The organism is Mycobacterium sp. NGS50, assembly GCF_059812545.1.
Genome location: NZ_JCALCW010000024.1, coordinates 15,335 through 33,717 on the forward strand (window position 1 = coordinate 15,335; position 18,383 = coordinate 33,717).

At 69.4% G+C, this 18,383-nt stretch carries 14 protein-coding genes and 1 pseudogene; 11 read left to right on the forward strand and 4 right to left on the reverse strand.

The features are described 5' to 3' along the window. Positions 1–29: 29 nt before the first annotated feature. The 4 genes from AC5Y36_RS17145 (at position 30) to AC5Y36_RS17160 (ending at position 4,807) form a co-directional block, all read left to right on the forward strand. The gene (locus tag AC5Y36_RS17145; RefSeq protein WP_500042136.1) at positions 30–1,391 is read left to right on the forward strand and encodes an ABC1 kinase family protein; all 1,362 of its coding nucleotides are present in this window, start codon (positions 30–32) and stop codon (positions 1,389–1,391) included. Between the two features lie 91 nt (positions 1,392–1,482). Next, entirely contained in the window at positions 1,483–2,238 is a 756-nt protein-coding gene (locus tag AC5Y36_RS17150; protein WP_500042137.1) for a YebC/PmpR family DNA-binding transcriptional regulator, read from the forward strand. Between the two features lie 118 nt (positions 2,239–2,356). Beyond that, the gene (locus AC5Y36_RS17155; RefSeq protein ID WP_500042138.1) at positions 2,357–3,727 is read left to right on the forward strand and encodes a DUF2252 domain-containing protein; all 1,371 of its coding nucleotides are present in this window, start codon (positions 2,357–2,359) and stop codon (positions 3,725–3,727) included. 69 nt (positions 3,728–3,796) lie between these two features. Then, the gene (locus AC5Y36_RS17160; RefSeq protein WP_500042188.1) at positions 3,797–4,807 is read left to right on the forward strand and encodes a class I SAM-dependent methyltransferase; all 1,011 of its coding nucleotides are present in this window, start codon (positions 3,797–3,799) and stop codon (positions 4,805–4,807) included. A 20-nt stretch (positions 4,808–4,827) separates the two neighbouring features. Here AC5Y36_RS17160 and AC5Y36_RS17165 read toward each other — a convergent pair whose 3' ends face one another. Next, positions 4,828–8,607 (reverse strand): PE family protein, encoded by a 3,780-nt coding sequence (locus AC5Y36_RS17165; protein WP_500042139.1) that lies wholly within the window; start codon positions 8,605–8,607, stop codon positions 4,828–4,830. A gap of 602 nt (positions 8,608–9,209) precedes the next feature. Here AC5Y36_RS17165 and ruvC point away from each other — a divergent pair. From ruvC to AC5Y36_RS17195, 6 genes and pseudogenes are all read left to right on the forward strand, one after another. Further along, positions 9,210–9,767, forward strand: a complete 558-nt coding sequence (gene ruvC / locus AC5Y36_RS17170) for a crossover junction endodeoxyribonuclease RuvC (RefSeq protein WP_500042140.1) — start codon at positions 9,210–9,212, stop codon at positions 9,765–9,767. Next, positions 9,764–10,354 carry a Holliday junction branch migration protein RuvA gene (gene ruvA, locus AC5Y36_RS17175; protein WP_500042141.1) on the forward strand — a complete coding sequence of 197 codons (591 nt, stop codon included), beginning with the start codon at positions 9,764–9,766 and terminating at the stop codon, positions 10,352–10,354. The genes ruvC and ruvA overlap by 4 nt, the downstream gene beginning before the upstream one ends. Beyond that, positions 10,351–11,406, forward strand: coding sequence for a Holliday junction branch migration DNA helicase RuvB (gene ruvB / locus AC5Y36_RS17180; protein ID WP_500042142.1), 1,056 nt, complete (start codon positions 10,351–10,353; stop codon positions 11,404–11,406). Before ruvA ends, ruvB begins: the two co-directional genes overlap by 4 nt. A 118-nt stretch (positions 11,407–11,524) precedes the next feature. Continuing rightward, on the forward strand, positions 11,525–12,145 hold the full coding sequence (locus tag AC5Y36_RS17185) for a hypothetical protein (RefSeq protein WP_500042143.1): 621 nt from the start codon (positions 11,525–11,527) through the stop codon (positions 12,143–12,145). Positions 12,146–12,249: 104 nt separating this feature from the next. Further along, positions 12,250–12,843: a hypothetical protein gene (locus tag AC5Y36_RS17190; protein ID WP_500042144.1), complete on the forward strand. Its 594-nt coding sequence runs from the start codon at positions 12,250–12,252 to the stop codon at positions 12,841–12,843. Between the two features lie 82 nt (positions 12,844–12,925). Continuing rightward, positions 12,926–13,426, forward strand: a pseudogene (locus AC5Y36_RS17195) (hypothetical protein); the annotation flags it as partial. Positions 13,427–13,439: 13 nt separating this feature from the next. Here the strand turns inward: AC5Y36_RS17195 and gabT are convergent. Together gabT and AC5Y36_RS17205 are read right to left on the reverse strand one after the other, a co-directional pair. After that, positions 13,440–14,780 (reverse strand): 4-aminobutyrate--2-oxoglutarate transaminase, encoded by a 1,341-nt coding sequence (gene gabT, locus AC5Y36_RS17200; RefSeq protein ID WP_500042145.1) that lies wholly within the window; start codon positions 14,778–14,780, stop codon positions 13,440–13,442. 101 nt (positions 14,781–14,881) lie between these two features. Beyond that, complete coding sequence (locus tag AC5Y36_RS17205; RefSeq protein WP_500042146.1) at positions 14,882–15,208, reverse strand: hypothetical protein; 327 nt, start codon at positions 15,206–15,208, stop codon at positions 14,882–14,884. 396 nt (positions 15,209–15,604) lie between these two features. On the opposite strand from AC5Y36_RS17205, the gene AC5Y36_RS17210 reads away from it, so the two are divergent. Then, on the forward strand, positions 15,605–17,611 hold the full coding sequence (locus AC5Y36_RS17210) for a nuclease/transposase family protein (RefSeq protein WP_500042147.1): 2,007 nt from the start codon (positions 15,605–15,607) through the stop codon (positions 17,609–17,611). A gap of 31 nt (positions 17,612–17,642) precedes the next feature. Here the strand turns inward: AC5Y36_RS17210 and AC5Y36_RS17215 are convergent, their stop codons facing one another. Continuing rightward, positions 17,643–18,314, reverse strand: a complete 672-nt coding sequence (locus AC5Y36_RS17215; protein ID WP_500042148.1) for a nitroreductase family protein — start codon at positions 18,312–18,314, stop codon at positions 17,643–17,645. Positions 18,315–18,383 lie beyond the last annotated feature (69 nt).

Genomic DNA, 18,383 nt, shown 5'->3' on the forward strand with positions numbered 1-18,383 from the left:
CAGCGGCGGCGGCCAGGCATGATGGGCGGATGGCAGACATCGTGCGGGGACGGTTGGGCCGGGTCGCGAAGTTGGCGAGCCTGCCGGCAGGGGTGGCCGGTCGCGCCGCGTTGGGTGTGGGCAAGCGGATGACCGGCAAGTCCAAGGAGGAGGTCAACGCCGAGCTCCTGGAAAAGGCCGCCGACGAGCTGTTCAAGGTGCTGGGTGAGCTCAAGGGTGGCGCCATGAAGGTCGGCCAGGCGCTGTCGGTGATGGAAGCAGCGATCCCTCCGCAGTTCGCCGACCCGTTCCGCGAGGCGCTGGTCAAGCTGCAAAGCGAGGCGCCGCCGCTACCGGCCGCCAAGGTGCACCGGGTGCTCGACGCCCAACTCGGCACCAAATGGCGCGATCGCTTCGAATCGTTCGATGACACCGCGGTCGCCTCCGCCAGCATCGGTCAGGTGCACAGGGCCATCTGGAAGGACGGCCGCGAGGTCGCGGTCAAGATCCAATACCCGGGTGCCGACGAGGCGCTGCGCGCCGACCTGAAACTGATCCGACGGGCCAGCTGGATCGTCAAGCAGATCGTGCCGCGAGCCGATGTGGACCGGATCATCGCCGAAGTCAGCGAACGCGTCGAGGAGGAGCTGGAGTATCGGCAGGAGGCCGACAATCAGCGTGCCTTCGCCAAGGCGTACGCCGACGACCCGAAATTCTTCGTGCCGGCCGTGGTGGCCAGCTCGCCGAAGGCCATCATCTCCGAATGGGTTGAGGGCCGGCGACTCTCGCAGATCATCACCGAAGGCACCCGCGCCGAACGCGACGCGGCGTGCGCGTTGCTGCTGGAGTTCACCCTGAGCTCGCCGGCACGGGTCGGCCTGGTGCACGCCGACCCGCACCCGGGCAACTTCATGATGCTCGGCGACGGCCGGCTGGGTGTCATCGACTTCGGCGCGGTGGCCGAGCATGCCGGCGGGATCCCGCCCGAGTTCGGTGAACTGCTCTGCTGGGCACGCGACGAACAATGGGACGAGGCGATCCGGCTGCTCAAGCAGCTCGGCTTCATGCCGCACAGCTACAACCTGAGCTCTGAGCAGCTGGTGGAGTACCTGGGCCCGCTGTGGGCCTACATCGACCCGCTGCGCTCCGGCGAATTCCACTTCACCCGGGCGTGGTTCCAGAAGACGGCGTTGGCGACCTCGGATCCGTTCGAGGAAGGGTTCGGTGATCGGTTCAAGGTCGCCCGGCAGCTGACCATCCCGGCCGGCTACGTGATGTTGCTGCGCACCCTCGGGGGCCTGGTGGGGGTGGCCGTGCAGCTCGATGCCCATGTCGACTACGCCGCGCTGATCGAGCGATGGGTGCCCGGTTTCTTCCCGCCCGAGCAGCCCCCAGCGCGCGACCTGGGCTGACGGGGCCCGGGGGAGTCCGCTGGGGTGCGCAGCGGGTGACCCGTAGACTCGGCGAGCGAACTTCTTGAAGTAACAGTGAGGTAGGCGAGCGATGAGCGGCCATTCCAAGTGGGCCACGACCAAGCACCAGAAGGCCGTCAAGGACGCGCGCCGTGGCAAGGAGTTTGCCCGGCTGATCAAGAACATCGAGGTCGCCGCCCGAACCGGCGGCGGTGACCCGGCCGGAAACCCGACGCTGTATGACGCCATCCAGAAGGCCAAGAAGTCCTCGGTGCCCAACGACAACATCGAGCGGGCCCGCAAACGCGGCGCCGGTGAGGAAGCCGGCGGCGCCGACTACGTGACCATCATGTACGAGGGCTACGGCCCCAACGGGGTGGCGGTGCTGATCGAGTGTCTGACCGACAACCGCAACCGCGCCGCAAGCGAAGTGCGGGTGGCGATGACCCGCAACGGCGGCAACATGGCCGACCCCGGTTCGGTGGCCTACCTGTTCGCCCGTAAGGGCGTGGTGACGCTGGGCAAGAACGGGCTCAGCGAGGACGACGTGCTGGCTGCGGTGCTGGAAGCCGGTGCCGAGGATGTCAACGATCTGGGCGACAGCTTCGAGGTGATTTCCGAACCCGGCGATCTGGTCGCGGTGCGGTCGGCGTTGGTCGAAGCCGGCATCGACTACGACTCGGCGGAGGCCGGGTTCCAGCCGTCGGTCAGCGTGCAGGTCGACGTGGAAGGCGCCCGCAAGGTGTTCAAGCTGGTCGACGCGCTCGAGGACAGCGACGACGTGCAGAACGTCTACACCAACGTGGACATCTCCGACGAGGTCGCCGCGGCACTCGACGAGGAGTAGGTCCGGTCGCTGCTGAGATCGACGCCTAAATTTCACAAAACCCCGTTTTGCGGGGCGATAAGTCAATCTGGACGTCGTTTTCAGCAGCGCAGGCGGATGTAGAACCTAAACTCCGGGCATGACAGCCGCGGATCGACACGACTTCGGCCGGTCGCGGCGGGTCGCTTTGCCGCGTTCAGCTCTGGCAGACTACGAACCGGCGCTGGATCGGCCGAATCCGGTGGCGCTGCTGGAATCCCAAGCGGTCACCCGGGTGCCCGAGCTGGTGCCGATCCGATATCAGCGGATGCTGGTGTCGCCGTTCGCCTTCTTCCGGGGTGCGGCGCTGATCATGGCCTCCGATCTGGCCGCCGGGGCGCACACCGGGCTGCCGGTACAGCTGTGCGGCGATGCGCACCTGTCGAACTTCGGGTTGTTCGCCACCCCGGAGCGCAGCCTGGTATTCGACGTCAACGACTTCGACGAAACCCTGGCCGGGCCGTGGGAGTGGGATCTCAAACGGCTGGTGGCCAGTTTGGCGGTCTTGGCCCGCAGCAACGGATTTGGCGTTGACCAACAGCACGCCGTGGTACGCGACTGTGCGCAGGCCTACCGGATCCAGATGCGTGAGCTTGCCGCGCTGGGCGAGCTGGACATGTGGTACGCGCAGGCCGTCGTCGACGATGCGCTGATCGACAGTGTCGATCCGAAGCTGGGCAAGGAGATTCAGCGCGCCGCCGCCAAGGCACGTTCCCGCGACGGGCGGCGGGCGGTCTCGAAGCTGACCCGGGTGGTCGATGGAAAGCGTTGCCTGGCCAGTGATCCGCCGTTGCTGGTACCCGTCGAAGAGCTCGTCGCGCCGGATCTGGCCGCTGCCTACAACCAGCAGATGGGCGAGCTGATCGAAACGTATATGGACAGCCTGCCCAGCCATCGCCGCGTGCTGGCCGGCCGCTACGACTATGTCGGGATGGCCCACAAAGTCGTCGGTGTGGGCAGCGTGGGCACCCACTGCTGGGTGGTGCTGATGCTGGGTCGCGACGACGACGATGCGCTGCTGATGCAGGTCAAGGAGGCGCAGCTGTCGGTGCTGGAGGGCTACCTGCAGCCCAGCCTGTATCCCAACTGCGGCCAGCGAGTCGTGGAAGGGCAGCGGCTGATCCAGGCGGCCAGCGACACCCTGCTGGGTTGGTTGCACGCCGCCGGTCCAGACGGCCACGACGGTGACTACTACGTGCGTCAGCTCTGGGATATGAAGGGTTCGGCGGCGGTGGAGGCGATGGGCCCGAAAGTGCTGGCCGGCTATGGCCGGGCGTGTGGACGGGTGTTGGCCCGGGCGCACGGTCGTTCCGGTGACCGGATCGCGATCGCGGGCTATCTGGGATCCGGTGACACCGCGGACGAGGCGCTGGCCCGGTTCGCGGGCGGCTACGCCGATCAGAACGAACGCGACTACCAGGCGTTGCAGGAGGCGGCGGCCAGCGGTCAGGTTGCCGCGGCCGAGGCGTAACGGGCGCAACGTGCGCGTGTGGTGCAGGATCGGTCAGTGATCTTCGATCCGTTGACCCTGCGTGCGGCGATGACTCGACGCCTGTATCGCCGGATGGTGGCGGAGGGTCAAATCGTGCTGCCCGCCGTTCCAGGCCTGCTCGATGAATACGTCAGAATCTGCGAGCACATCTTCGCCGGCCTGGGTGTGCATTACAGCCCTGAAGAGACCGCTCAGCTCACCAAGGTGCTGCGGGCCGAGCTGGGCAAGGCGTTCAAGGCACCCTCGCGGTCGAACATCGTCGTGTCCTACCAGGTTCCTTTCGGTACGGCGCTGCACTATCGAGTCCAAGCCGAGTGGTCACCGCTCGACGTGCAATACGACCGCTGGCTCGACACGCGCGAGGGACCCCTGTTCGGGAGCGAACCGGATGCACGCGTATGGGCGTTGGCGGAGCAAGCCGCCGATCCGCGGGCCCATCGGGTGCTCGATGTCGGCGCCGGGACCGGGCGCAACGCGCTGGCGCTGGCCCGGCGCGGCCACCCGGTGGATGCGGTCGAAATGGCGCCGGCCTTCGCGGACATCATTCGTTCTGGGGCCCAACAGGATTCGCTCGACATCCGGGTGATCCAAAGTGACGTGTTCACCGCGATGGAGGGTGTTCACGAGGACTACCAGCTGATGGTGGCCGCTGAGGTGGTACCCGATTTCCGGACGGTGAACGAACTGCGTGGCCTGTTCGAACTTGCCGCGGATTGCCTGGCGGTCGGTGGGCAGCTGGTGTTCAACACCTTCCTCGCGCACCCGGGCTATGCACCCGATGATGCCGCGCGAGAACTCGGCCAGCAGTGCAACACCATGATCTTCACGCGAGACGAGCTGGCGGGTGCGCTGGCCGCGCTGCCGCTCGAACTCGTCAGCGACGACTCCGCCTACGACTACGAGAAAACCCACCTGCCCGAGGGGGCCTGGCCGCCGACCGATTGGTTCGATGGCTGGGCCAGCGGACTGGACGTGTTCGACGTCACCCGCGACGAATCCCCGGTCGAGCTGCGCTGGCTGGTCTACCGCAAGACAAGCGTCCCCCTGATCACGAGGTGATCAGGGGGACGCGTTCGGGGCTACGGATTGTTGGCCCCGCCCGTGCCGACGGTGTGTTGGTCGTCGATAACCTGGGCGTTGATGGCGTAGACATCGCCCTCGCTGCCGTTTCCGCCGGTGTGGCCGGAGCCGGTGCCGCTACCGCCATCGCCTCCGGTGCCCGAGGAGTTGGTCACCGTCGGGTGGTCGGTGGACGTCCCGGTGCTGTCGAGACCCGCGGCGACATTGCCGTCGGCACCGTTGCCGCCGGTGCCGAGGAGGGCACCGGCACCACCGTCGCCGCCGGTGGCGTCGTCGCCGGTGGCCAGACTGTTGGCGCCCAGTGCGTTCACCCGGCTCCAGCCCGCCGCGCCGCCCTGGCCGCCGCCGGAACCGGCGCCGCCGGTGCCGCCTTGCGCGGTGCCGCTGGCGACGGCATCCTCGCCGCCGGCCGCGATGCTGGCCTTACCGCCGGCACCGCCGTGGCCGCCGGTGCTGGCCGCACCGCCGTCACCGCCGGTCGACGTACCGCTGGCCGTCCCGCCAGGACCGCCGGCGGTCGGGTTATCGAAGAACTGCGTCGTCTTGGCGCTCTCGATATCCGAACTGCCGCCGTTACCGCCGACGCTGCCGGTGCCGGTCGCATCGCCACCGTTGCCACCGGTAGAGGTGCCGTAGGAGAGTCCGCCCTGGCCGTCGGCCTCAAGTTCACCCCAGGAACCGTTGCCGCCGTGGCCGCCGTCGCTGCCTTCGCCACCGTTACCACCCTGCCCGACAGCGGCATTGCCGCCGCCGACCGTACCGCCGGCGCTGTCGACGATGAGTTGTCCGCTACCGCCGTTGCCGCCGGTGCCCGCGTCACCGAGTCCGCCGACCCCGCCGGTGGCCTTGCCGGTGATGCTGCTGCCGGCGCCGGTTGCCGCGGCGATACCGTCGCCGCCGGTGCCGCCCGTACCGCCGTCGGTGCCGACGCCCCCGGTGTTGCCCGCGACCGTGGTGCCGGTGATGCTGGCGCCGTTGCTCGCGTTGACGTAGGCGTTGCCGCCGGTTCCGCTGCTGCCGCCATCGGCACCGCCGGCTCCGCCGTCCCCGCCGGTGGCGCTGCTGGTGTCGACGGTGCCACCGCCGTTGGCGTCGATGTATGCAGCCCCGCCGTCGCCGCCGTCACCACCGGCGGAGGTGGCGTCGCCATCCGCGCCGGCCCCGCCGTTCCCGCCGGTGGCGGAGCTGTCGGTGATGGAGTTGAGCGGGCCGTAGCCGTTGACGCTGGAATAGCCGCCGGCCCCACCGGCGCCACCGTCGTTCCCGGCGCCGGCGCCGCCTGCTCCACCGGCCCCACCGTTTCCGCCGGTGGAGGTGTTGTCGGTGCCCAGCCACATCTGCGCGTTGCCGCCGGCCCCGCCGGCCCCGCCGAGCGCCCCGCCGGTACCGCCGTCGCCGCCGGCACCACCAGCCCCGCCCTGGGAGACGCCGCCGGAGGTGTTGATAGCGGAATCCAAGTAGCCGTAGCCGCCGTTGCCGCCGTTGCCGTTGCCGACGCCGGTGCCGCTGTCGCCACCGGCGCCGCCGATGGCCGTACCACCGGTGGTGACAGCGCCGTACTGGCCGATGACGAAGCCGGTGCCGCCGTCGCCGCCGGTACCGCTGTCGTAGCCGTTGCCGCCGGCGCCGCCTGTGCCGGTGCCGTTGAGGGCGGTGCCGCCGCTGGGGTTACCGCCGGTGCCGGCGCCAACGATGCCGGTGCCGCCGGCACCGCCGTGGCCGCCGGTGCTGCCGTTGCCGCCGGCGCCGCCGGTGGCGACACCGCTCGCGACGGCGGTGTTGTTGCCATATCCGGTGGCGGCCACCACCCAGCCGTTGCCGCCGTCGCCGCCGGTGCTGCCGGTACCGTCGCCGGTACCGCCGGCGCCGCCGGTCGCGTTGCCGCTGGCCGAGCTGCCGGGGGTGTTCGCGTAGCCGCCCCACACGGTGCCGCGTCCGCCCGCGCCACCGGCGCCGCCGTCAACGCTGGCGCCGCCGGCACCGCCGGTAGCCGTGCCGGTGGCCGTGCTACCGGTGTTGCTCGCCTGAACCAAGGCCCCGCCGCCGGCGCCGCCGGTGCCGCCGTCGGTGCTGCCGTCCGCGCCGGCGCCGCCGATGGCGGTGGCGTTGGTGACGGTGCCGCCGTTCAAGCCTTCGACGCTCGCGTAGCCGCCGGTGCCGCCCGCTCCGCCGGTGGCGGAATCGGTGCCGGCGCCGCCGGCGCCGCCGTCCCCGCCGGTCGCGGTGGCGTTGATGACCCCGCCGCCGGTAGCGGTTGCGATGAGGGCGCCGCCGCCACCACCGCCGCCGCCACCGCCGTAGCCGGGCCCGCTGTCGGTGCCCGCGCCACCGCCGCCGCCGGCGCCGCCGGCGCCGCCGCTTGCACCCGTTCCGATGCTGGCACCGGCCCCACCGGCGCCGCCGTCACCGCCGGCGCCGTTCGCGCCGTCGCCGGTGCCGGTACCGCCGGCCCCGCCGCTGCCGCCGGTACCGCCGGACTGCGCGGTGAACGAGGTCAGCAGGGTGCCGGGGTCAGTTTGGGAGACCACGCCCTGGCCGTCGCCGCCGGCGCCGCCGACCCCACCGGTGCCGCCGGCGCCGCCGCCGGCGCTATCGATGCCGGCGCCGCCGGTGCCGCCGTCACCGCCGTCACCGCCGTTGCCGGCCACCAGCTGGTCGCCGACCCCCGCGACGCCGCCGCCGCCCGCGCCGCCGGCTCCACCGGTGCCGCCGGCGCCACCGGTGCCGTTGGCACCGTCAAGTCCTGCGCTGCCCAAGGATCCGCCGGTGCCGCCATTGCCGCCGGTCGCGGCCTTGCCGCCGGTTCCACCGTCGCCACCGTTGCCGCCTTGACCGGTGCCCGCGGCGTCGAGCGGGCTCGGCGGAACGATGACCCCGGCTCCGCCAGCGCCACCTGCGCCGCCCTCTCCGCCGTCGCCACCCGCTCCGCCGGCGCCGCCGCTGCCAAGGAACGTCGCGCCCTTACCGCCGTCGCCACCGACCCCGCCGTTGCCACCGGTCAGGCCGTTGGTTCCATCGGTTCCGGTGCCGGTGGTGTCGCTGTGGGTGAACCCGGCATAACCGTCGGTTCCCGCTACACCCGTACCGCCGGTACCGCCGGTTCCGCCGGCGCCGCCGATGCCGAAGAACCAGCCGGTCGCGTTGCCGCCGTCGCCACCTGCTCCGCCGTCGCCGCCGGCGACTCCTGTCCCGCCGGTCCCGCCGACGCCGCCTATGCCATAGGCCGTGTTGCCGCCTATGCCGCCATCACCGCCGTCGGCGCCGGCCCCGCCTGCGCCACCGTTGCCGTCGTACGCCAACCCGCCGGCGCCGCCGCTCCCATCGGCGGCGGTGCCGCCCGCGCCGCCGTCGCCGAACCACAATCCGCCGACACCACCGGCGGCCTGGGCGAGCGTGCCGCCGTCCATGCCCGGATCCCCGTTACCGATCAGGATGCCCTGGCCGCCGATGGCCTGCCAGAAGTTGTTCAGCGAGTCGTCGAGTTGCACCGTGAAGTTGCCCAAGAACGTCGTGCCGTTGATCCAGTCCTGGTCCCACTCGTAGCCCGGCATGTAGACGTACTGGTCGTATAACGCCGCCCAGTCGGTTGCGGCCAGACTCGGCGCGTCGAGGGTGGAAGCCCCGTTCAGCGCGGAGTCCAGACCCGCGAGCCAGTCACTCATATCCGTGGCCAGCGTGGGGTCGACACCCGATATGGCGCTGATGATCGGGTCCAGGAGGTTGTCAAGGAAGCCGAAGTCATCGGCCTGCGCCGCAGGTGCAGCGGTTAACGGCGTCATCCCGAACGCCAGAAAAGCACCGGCGGTACCGGTAAGACCGACTGTGCGACGGCGACGCTGCATCTTGCTGTTGCGTGACCGCTGGTTTCCTTTGTTGGAGCGCTGACGAGACATCGACTGAACCTTCCCCGTGGAGAAATGTGAAAATATTCTGGGGCGCCCGGGGGACATGAAGTGCCCCTGCTTTGCCGGATGGTGCGCTGATGTAGCTGTGGAGTGCTCTGGAGTGCTCTGGTGTGCCGAATTGAGGAAGATTCCGTGCGAGCAGTCTGAAGGTTATGTGAGCGGATATTAGGACTCTGATCTAGAACACGCAAGGTTTTTCGTGGAATTCCACGTTAGTAATCGGTCGTCTATAAAACGGCATATTATTGCCGATATGGAGACTTACTAGATTAGCTAGAATATTGACACCGAGGGTAATTCAAATAGGCGAAGACGTCAATTTAAATGTTGGGGCAATCGGAGCCCAGCCCCTGCGGGGCCGAAACTTGCAGCTCCAGCGGCGCTCGGCCAACGCGACCCCGCGTGTCCTGTCCGCCGATGTCGGGCCCAGCCGCTACGATATCGAACAGTTGTTCGGGACAAGGATGGAGCGTGTCGTGCGTGTCATGGGTGTTGACCCGGGGCTCACCCGCTGCGGGCTGTCAGTGGTCGAGGGCGGCCTGGGCCGCAAGGTGACCGCCCTGGACGTCGACGTGGTCCGCACACCCGCCGATCAGCCCCTGGCGCAGCGCCTGCTGATGATCAGCGAACAGGTCGAGTACTGGCTGGACACCCATCATCCCGATGTGATCGCCATCGAGCGGGTGTTCTCCCAGCAGAACGTGTCGACGGTGATGGGCACCGCCCAGGCCGGCGGGGTGATCGCGCTGGCCGCCGCCAAGCGTGACATCGACGTGCACTTCCACACCCCCAGCGAGGTCAAGGCCGCGGTCACCGGAAACGGCGCCGCGGACAAGGCGCAGGTGACGGCGATGGTCACCAGAATCCTTGCACTGCAAGCGAAACCGACACCCGCGGACGCCGCTGATGCGCTTGCGTTGGCGATCTGTCATTGCTGGCGGGCCCCGATGATCAAACGGATGGCCGCAGCCGAAGCGTTGGCCGCCGAGCAGCGCCGCCGCTACAACGCCAAATTGAAGGCGGCCCGAGCATGATCGCCGCAGTGCGCGGGGAAGTGCTCGAGGTGGCGCTGGACCACGCGGTGATCGAAGCCGCCGGGGTGGGCTACAAGGTGATGGCCACCCCCGCCACGCTGGCCACACTGCGCCGCGGTACCGAGGCCCGGCTGATCACCGCGATGATCGTGCGTGAAGATTCGATGACGCTCTACGGGTTTCCCGACGGGGATAGCCGCGACCTGTTCCTGACGCTGATCGGGGTGTCGGGGATCGGACCCAAGATCGCGCTGGCGACGTTGGCGGTCTACGACGCGACCGCGCTGCGCCAAGCGCTGGCCGACGGCGACGTCACCGCGCTGACCCGGGTGCCCGGCATCGGCAAGCGCGGCGCGGAGCGGATGGTGCTGGAATTGCGCGACAAGATCGGGCCGGTGGGGCCGTCGGTGATTGGCTCGGCTCTCAACGGGCACGCGGTGCGCAGCCCGGTGGTGGAAGCCCTTGTGGGGCTTGGCTTCGCCGCTAAACAAGCAGAGGAGGCCACCGACAAGGTGCTGGCCGCAGATGAGGCCGCCACGACGTCGAGTGCGCTGCGCGCCGCTTTGAGTCTGCTGGGCAAGAAATGACCGAGCCCGACGACCGTGAGGCCGAGCGGGACGTCTCTCCGGCGCTGACCGTCGGAGAAGGCGATATCGACGCCAGCCTGCGGCCTCGTTCGCTGCGGGAGTTCATCGGCCAGCCGCGGGTGCGCGAACAGCTGCAACTGGTCATCGAGGGCGCCAAAAACCGCGGCGGCACACCGGATCACATCCTGCTGTCCGGTCCGCCCGGGCTGGGCAAGACCTCGCTGGCGATGATCATCGCCGCCGAGCTGGGGTCATCGCTGCGGGTCACCTCGGGTCCGGCGCTGGAGCGGGCCGGTGACCTGGCGGCGATGCTGTCCAACCTGGTCGAACACGACGTGCTGTTCATCGACGAGATTCACCGGATCGCCCGACCGGCCGAGGAGATGCTGTATCTGGCGATGGAGGACTTTCGTGTCGACGTCGTGGTCGGTAAAGGTCCTGGGGCAACGTCGATTCCGTTGGAGGTAGCGCCGTTCACGCTGGTGGGGGCGACCACCCGGTCAGGGGCGTTGACGGGTCCGCTGCGCGACCGGTTCGGGTTCACCGCGCATATGGATTTCTACGAACCGCCCGAACTGGAGCGGGTGCTGGCGCGCTCGGCCGGCATCCTGGGCATCGAATTGGGTGCCGACGCGGCGTCGGAAGTGGCGCGGCGCTCGCGCGGCACGCCACGCATCGCCAACCGGCTGCTGCGCCGGGTGCGCGATTACGCCGAGGTGCGTGCCGACGGGGTGATCACCCGTGATGTCGCCAAGGCGGCGCTGGCGGTGTACGACGTGGACGAGTTGGGGTTGGACCGGCTGGACCGTGCGGTGCTGTCGGCGCTGACCCGCAGCTTCGGCGGCGGCCCGGTCGGGGTCTCCACGCTGGCGGTCGCGGTGGGGGAGGAAGCCACTACCGTGGAGGAAGTCTGCGAGCCGTTTCTGGTGCGGGCCGGGATGATCGCCCGCACCCCACGAGGCCGGGTCGCCACGTCGGCGGCCTGGACACATCTGGGGATGGTGCCGCCGGTCGGCGCCGGCGGCTTCGGGCCGCCCGGGCTGTTCGAGTAGCTCTTGCGCCGACCGTGACATCGCGGTGACGCTCGGCGGGGGGAGCCGTTGTGCTCCAGCGGTTACTGGTCGGCCCAACAGGGTAGACATCCCGTTGCCCCACCCCGAGGAGATTCTGATGACCCAGGCGGGTTTGCGTGGACTGCAGATGTCCCGCAGTCGTGGTGCGCTCAGTGGACTGCTGTTGATGCTGTTGGGGGTGGGGGGTGCGCTGGCCCCGTTCGTGGGTCCGCGGTTCGGGTTCGCCTATACCCCGGATCATGCGTGGACGTGGACCGCGGCGCGCGGCTGGCTGGAGGTGCTGCCGGGGTCGGCGACCGCGCTCGGGGGCCTGGTTCTGCTGCTGTCGGCCAACCGGGCGACCGCGATGCTGGGCGGCTGGATCACGGTGCTGGGCGGGGCGTGGTTCGTGGTCGGCCGTCACCTGGCGCCGCTGCTGCGTATCGGCGACATCGGTAACCCGGTCGCGGCGACGCAGGCCCGGCGGGTCCTGATCGAGCTGGCCTACTTCTCCGGGCTCGGCGCGGTGATCGTCTTCCTGGCGGCGGTGGTCATGGGACGCGTGTCGACGCCGGTGCTGCGTGGGGCGGCAGCGGTTCGGGCACCCACGCCGCCACCGGCGTCCGCTCCTCTGAGGGGCCGGTCGGCGACGCCGCCGAATCCGCCGCCCCGCAATCCGGGTGAACCGGAGCGGTTCGCTGCTTTCCGACGCAATCGCCGCGCCCGCCTCGGTCTGTGACACAGCGCATCGGTTTAGGCCATCGTCGGCCTCGGGTACTCAGCATCCCTAGTGTGAGGAGGTCCGCGATGGTGGTCTCACGGGCAGGTACCGGCAGATTGAGGATGCCGCGCAGTCGTGGCGCGGTCAGCGGCGTGCTTTTGGTCATCCTGGGTGCGTGGGGCGCATTGGTCCCGTTCATCGGGCCCTATTTCGACTGGGCGTACACCCCGGGCCCGGGTTGGACCTGGACGGCGGACCGCGGCTGGCTGGAGGTTTTCCCGGGGGTGGCGGTGGCCGTGGGCGGCCTGCTGCTGCTGGTGTCCGGTAACCGGGCTACGGCGACGCTCGGCGGATGGTTGGCATTACTGGGCGGTGCCTGGTTCGTCGTCGGGCGGGCGTTCGCCCCGGTGTTGCAGCTTCCGGGTGCGGGCCAGCCGGCGGCGGCGACCGACGCCAAGCGCGCGCTTCTGGAGGTCAGCTATTTCTCCGGGGTCGGTGCGGCGATCGTTTTCCTGGCCGGGGTCGGCCTGGCTCGGTTGTCGGTGCGGATGTCGGCACCGGCGGCGGCACCAGCGCCGGCACCCGACACCGCGACGGACGTGTTGCCGGCAGCCGACTACCCACCGGTGGCCAGTCCCGGCGCACCCGCCCAGCCCGCACCGCAGCGGTTCAGCGGCGGCATTTTCCATCGCCGCCATACCGCCGTCGGGCGCTGACGTGGGCCGAGGAGGCTGAGTCCAAACCGGTTACTCGACAGCCGAATAGGGTGGACATCAAAATCTATCCGAGGAGGCTGCGATGACCCAGGCGGGTTTGCGTGGACTGCGCATGCCCCGCAGTCGTGGTGCGCTCAGTGGACTGCTGTTGATGCTGTTGGGGGTGGGGGGTGCGCTGGCCCCGTTCGTGGGTCCGCGGTTCGGGTTCGCCTATACCCCGGATCATGCGTGGACGTGGACCGCGGCGCGCGGCTGGCTGGAGGTGCTGCCGGGGTCGGCGACCGCGCTCGGGGGCCTGGTTCTGCTGCTGTCGGCCAACCGGGCGACCGCGATGATGGGCGGCTGGATCACGGTGCTGGGCGGGGCGTGGTTCGTGGTCGGCCGTCACCTGGCGCCGCTGCTGCGTATCGGCGACATCGGTAATCCGGTCGCGGCGACGCAGGCCCGGCGGGTCCTGATCGAGCTGGCGTACTTTCCGGCGTTGGGTGTGCTGATCGTGTTCCTCGGCGGCGTGGCGCTGGGGACGCTGTCGGTGGTCAGCGTCCGCGACGTGGAGAAAACCCGCGCACCGCAGCCAGTCGCGTCGGTGCCCTAGCTCAAAGCCCGGACAGCGCCTCGGCCACTACGTCGAGCCCGTCGGTGAGCAGCTCGTCGCTGATCGACAGCGGCGGCACGAACCGCACCACGTTGCCGTATGTTCCGCAGGTCAGCACGATCACCCCGGCGGCGTGTGCGGCGTCGGCCAGCCGACCGGTCAGCTCGGCGTCGGGTTCGGCGGTGCCGGGGCGCACCAATTCCATGCCGATCATCGCGCCCCGGCCGCGGACGTCGCCGATCCGATCGTCGCCGGCCTGCAGCCGGCTCAGCCGGTCCTTGACCAGCCGTTCGATCCGCTGAGCCCGCTCGATGAGCCCGTCGTTCTCGATGGTGGCGATAGCGGCCAACGCTGCCGCACACGCGACGGGGTTGCCGCCGAACGTGCCGCCCAGGCCGCTGACCTGCGGGGCGTCCATGATCTCGGCGCGCCCGGTCACTGCCGACAGCGGCAACCCTCCGGCGATGCCCTTTGCGGTGCAGATCAGGTCGGGTACGACTGCGTCGTGCTCGCAGGCGAACATCGCCCCGGTGCGGGCGAACCCGGACTGCACCTCGTCGGCGATGAACACCACGTTGTTGTCGCGGCACCACCCCGCCAGTGCGGGCAGGAAACCGTCGGCCGGAACGATGTAGCCGCCTTCGCCCAGGATCGGCTCGATGACGACCGCAGCCAGGTTGTCGGCGCCGATCTGCTTGTCGATGACATCGATGGCGCGCGCGGCGGCCAGCTCGCCGTCGGTGGCCAGATCCTTGTCGAGCAGCCCGTCGCGATACGGGTACGACGGCGGTACCCGGTAGATGTCCGGGGCGAAGGGCCCGAATCCGCTCTTGTACGGCATGGATTTGGCGGTCAGCGCCATCGTCAGGTTGGTGCGGCCGTGATAGGCGTGGTCGAACGCGACCACGGCCGACTTGCGGGTGTAGGCGCGGGCGATCTTGATGGCGTTCTCGACCGCTTCGGCGCCGGAATTGAACAGCACCGAACGTTTCTCGCCGGATCCCGGGGTGAGCCGGTTCAACTGCTCGGCGACGGCGACGTAGCCCTCGTACGGCGTGACCATGAAACAGGTGTGGGTGAACTGCTCGACCTGGGTACGCACCGCGTCGACGACCAGCGGCGCGCCGGCACCGACGGTGGTGACCCCGATGCCCGACGCCAGGTCGATCAGCCGGTTGCCGTCGACATCCTCGATGATGCCGCCGCCGGCGCGCACCGCGAAGACCGGCATGGTGTTGCCGACGCCGCGAGCCACCGCGGTGGCGCGGCGGGCGGTCAGTTCCTGCGATCGCGGTCCGGGAATGGAAGTGGCGAGGTGACGGCTCTGCTCGGGTGCGGGCACGGCTGTCTCCTTAGCTCGACGGTTTTTGTGGATACCCCGAGCCTATCGACTGTGGCGCCTGACGACGACCGAACACGTCGCCAGTCGTCGTCCGCGGCGGTTCAGACCTGGCCGAGGGGCCGGCAGACGTTGCCGAAGGGGTTCCACCACTCGCCGGGCGGACAGTCCAGCGGGGTCGGTCCCTGGCCGAGTGGCATGCAGGTGTTGGTGCTCGGCTCCCAATACTGGCCGCCCGGGCAGTCCAGCGGGGTTGGTCCCTGGCCGAGTGGCATGCAGGTGTTGGTGCTCGGCTCCCAATACTGGCCGGCCGGGCAGTTCAGCGGCTCCGCCGAGCCGATCGCCGTGGTGATGCTCATCCCGACTGTCCCGGGCACCGCCAGCACGGCCGCCGCGGCCAGTCTGCAAACCAGACTCTTCATCACCAACATCACCAACCTCCTCGAGTTTCGATGTCAACCCGAACCAGCCTAAGAGGTGGCCCGTAATTGTGTGCGGGCTTTGAGGTTCCGGAGTCTGGTGACGACCTGGAGGCTGTCTTTGATGGCGTCCCCGCGTTGTCGGCATCGCTGAGGGACCTGCCAGTCTTTGATCCTGGCGATGACGTGTTCGGCGCAGGCTCAGATGCGACTGTGCCGGCGGTGGCGGTGATCGCAGATGATCCGGGCGTCGGGCCCTCGCCGGGGCCGGTGATGGTGGTGATGTCGCCGTCGTCGCGGACAGTGCGGCGGCCGTCGATCAGGTCAGCTACGGCGTGACGGGTAGCCAGGTTCGGTATCGCCCGCGGCAGCGGTTCGGTGTCGGTGGCCTGTGATTGCATGAGTTCCATGGCAGCCACGTCCACCGAAATTATGACCGCGACCTGCGGCAACGATGTAGTGGGTGCGCAGCGGTGCCGCGGTAAATCCAAGGCCCGGAACTTCAAATACGACGGGCCCGTGGCGGTGATCCGCCTCGAACTGGATCTCGCCGACGAACACGTCCGACGGCGACTGGAGCGGCAATGGGAGACGGTGTTCCGGTTGCGGCGGGCATTGCAGCGTGATGCCGCCGCGCGGTGTCGCTTGTATTGGGTTGCTCACCATGAACGAGCGCGTGATCCACAGGGGCTACGTGAGCGGTTGGGGTTGACCCGCAAAGGCATGGAAGGCGCCGCGAAACGCCACATCGAAGCATCCGGGTGGATACGGGATCACCTCACGAAGGCAGTTGGATTGCATGTCGCCGATGAGGTGTGGGAAACCGTCGACCGGCATTTGTTCGCTGATGCGTCGGGGCGCCGGCACGGCCCGCCGCGGGTGGGGTCGTGGTGGGATTTCAGGCATATTCCCGGCCGGGCGCGTTCACACACCAAAGCTCAGCCGACGTGGGAGACCTACCGTCTGGTCGGCGCGTTGGATGGGCATCTGGCCGCCTACCGACACCCGCAGCTGCCCGCGTCGGTGTGTACCGCCTATCAGGCGGCGGGCCAGCCAGCAGGGACTTCGATCCTGGCCCAACCCGCCCGGATACCGGCGCCGGCGCGGCCGGCGAGTAAATCGTGGTGGGATCACGCCGGCGCGTTGGCGGTGGTGTTCACGGGGCTGCCCGCCGGCGACCTCGTCCTGCCTGTGCGGCTACCGTCGGGCGCCGGCCAGTGGCCACACCTGGGGCATTTCCTGGCCAACCCGCATATCTGGCACAAGATTGATCTGGTGCGGGTGCGTGACCGCAAAGCGCCTGGGGGCTGGCGCTACTACGCGCATTTGCTCATCCACGGCCGCGGCTATCAGTCGCCGTCGACGATCGCACGCCGCGAACAGATTCCGGGCGGTCGTCGTGCTGGGGTGGATGCCAATGTGTCCAACCTGGCAGTCGCCTCGTTCCCCGCCGAGCATCCCGAACAGTTGGTGGTCGCCCAGATCGAGTGCACTCCGGCCCAGCAGCGTGCCGCAGCGCGTGCGGCCCAGCAGGCGCGGGCGCGGCACAAGGCGTTGGATCGCTCCCGGCGCAACACAAATGCCGGCCAGTACGGCCCCTCGGCGCGACAGCACAAACGCGCCCAGCGCCGCGCAGCGAAAGGACTGGGCGCCAAGCAGGTCGCCAATCCGGGCGGGGCGCGCCATGCCCGTTGCGATGGAGTACCGCTGCGCGCCTACCGCCACGACGAACTGTCCAAGGGGTATCGGCGCGCCCGCTGTGATCACGGCGCCGTTGCGCGCCGCACGAGCCAGGCCAAGCAAGCCCGCGCCAACGAGATCGCCGCCACCATCGTGGCCGCCCACGGCGCCACGGTCACGGTGGAAGACTGCCGCATGTCGGCGTGGGCGCGGTTGTGGGGTAAGCGGATCGCCTTGTTCAGTCCCGGCATGCTGGTGGCTGCCCTGGGGCAGGAATGCCGCGCCGCTGGAGGGTGGTTTTACCGGGCCGGCACGCACGCCACCGCGATGTCTCAGCACTGCCTGTGCGGCGCACGCGTGCCGAAAACCCTCGCTGAGCGCACCCACGACTGCCCACAGTGCGGATTGCGCGGCGGTCGCGACATCGTGTCTGCGGTCTTAGCGGCCTGCAGCGAACTCACCGATCCCGACGATCCGCGCACCGCGCGGGTCGATTACCGACTTGCCCACGCTGTGCGCGATGGGCTGGCCTCCCAGCAAGAGTGGGAGGGTTCAGTCAACCGGTACCAGCCACCAACACCACCCGGTGAGGGATCGGCCAGGACCGGCAGCCACCCGGTGGCCTCTGCTGAACAAGCGGCACCCGGCCTACCCCCGAACAGACCACGCCCACAGCGTGGACGTCACGGGACCAGCCGAAAACAACCAGCACCCAAACTGATTGGCGCCGCGTGACCCATAGCCGGTCAGCTCTTAGGCGGAACCGTTACCCGAACGCTGGGCCATCGAGCGAATCGACCGTGGCGAACGCCGCGGCAGGTTCCCGGCGGAGCCGGCGCGGCGCGCGCACCGGATGTCCGAGGGCGACCACCGCGGCCAACGCCAGCGGGTCGGGAGCGCCGAACAACGCTTTGACCTCTGTTTCCTCCCGGATCGCGATGGTAGTGATGACACCGCCCAGGCCCTCTTGGCGGGCGGCCAGCAGGATGCTCCACGCGAACGGGTAGATCGACGCGCCGCCGGCGAAGGTGTACCGGTCCAGATCGCGGTCCACCGCCGCTAACCGGGACAGGTCGGCGAACAACGCCAACAACACCGGCGAGAAGTCAAAGCGTTCGGCAAAACCCTCGCCGCCCGAGGCGGGTGGCCCGCCCTGCAGTGCCCGGGCCTCGGCGTCGCGGTCATTGGTCGGCGCCCACGGGCGCAGCCCTGCTGCCTGCAGCGTCTGGTAGTCCCGCGATCCGGTCAGATACAGGTCACGCAGCCGGCGGCGGATCGCTCGATCCTTGACGACCACGACACGCCAGGACTGCGCGTTGGCCCCGCTGGGCGCAAACCGGGCGGTGTCGAGCACCCGGGCCACGGTGGCGTCGTCGACGGGTTCGTCGGTGAAGTCACGAACCGCGCCGGTCGTCCGTAATGCCTCGATCAGTTCCATAGGCACATCTTGCCCGCGCCGAAATCGACGGCGGTGCGACCAGGGCATCCTGGGGCGTGCGTCGAGCGA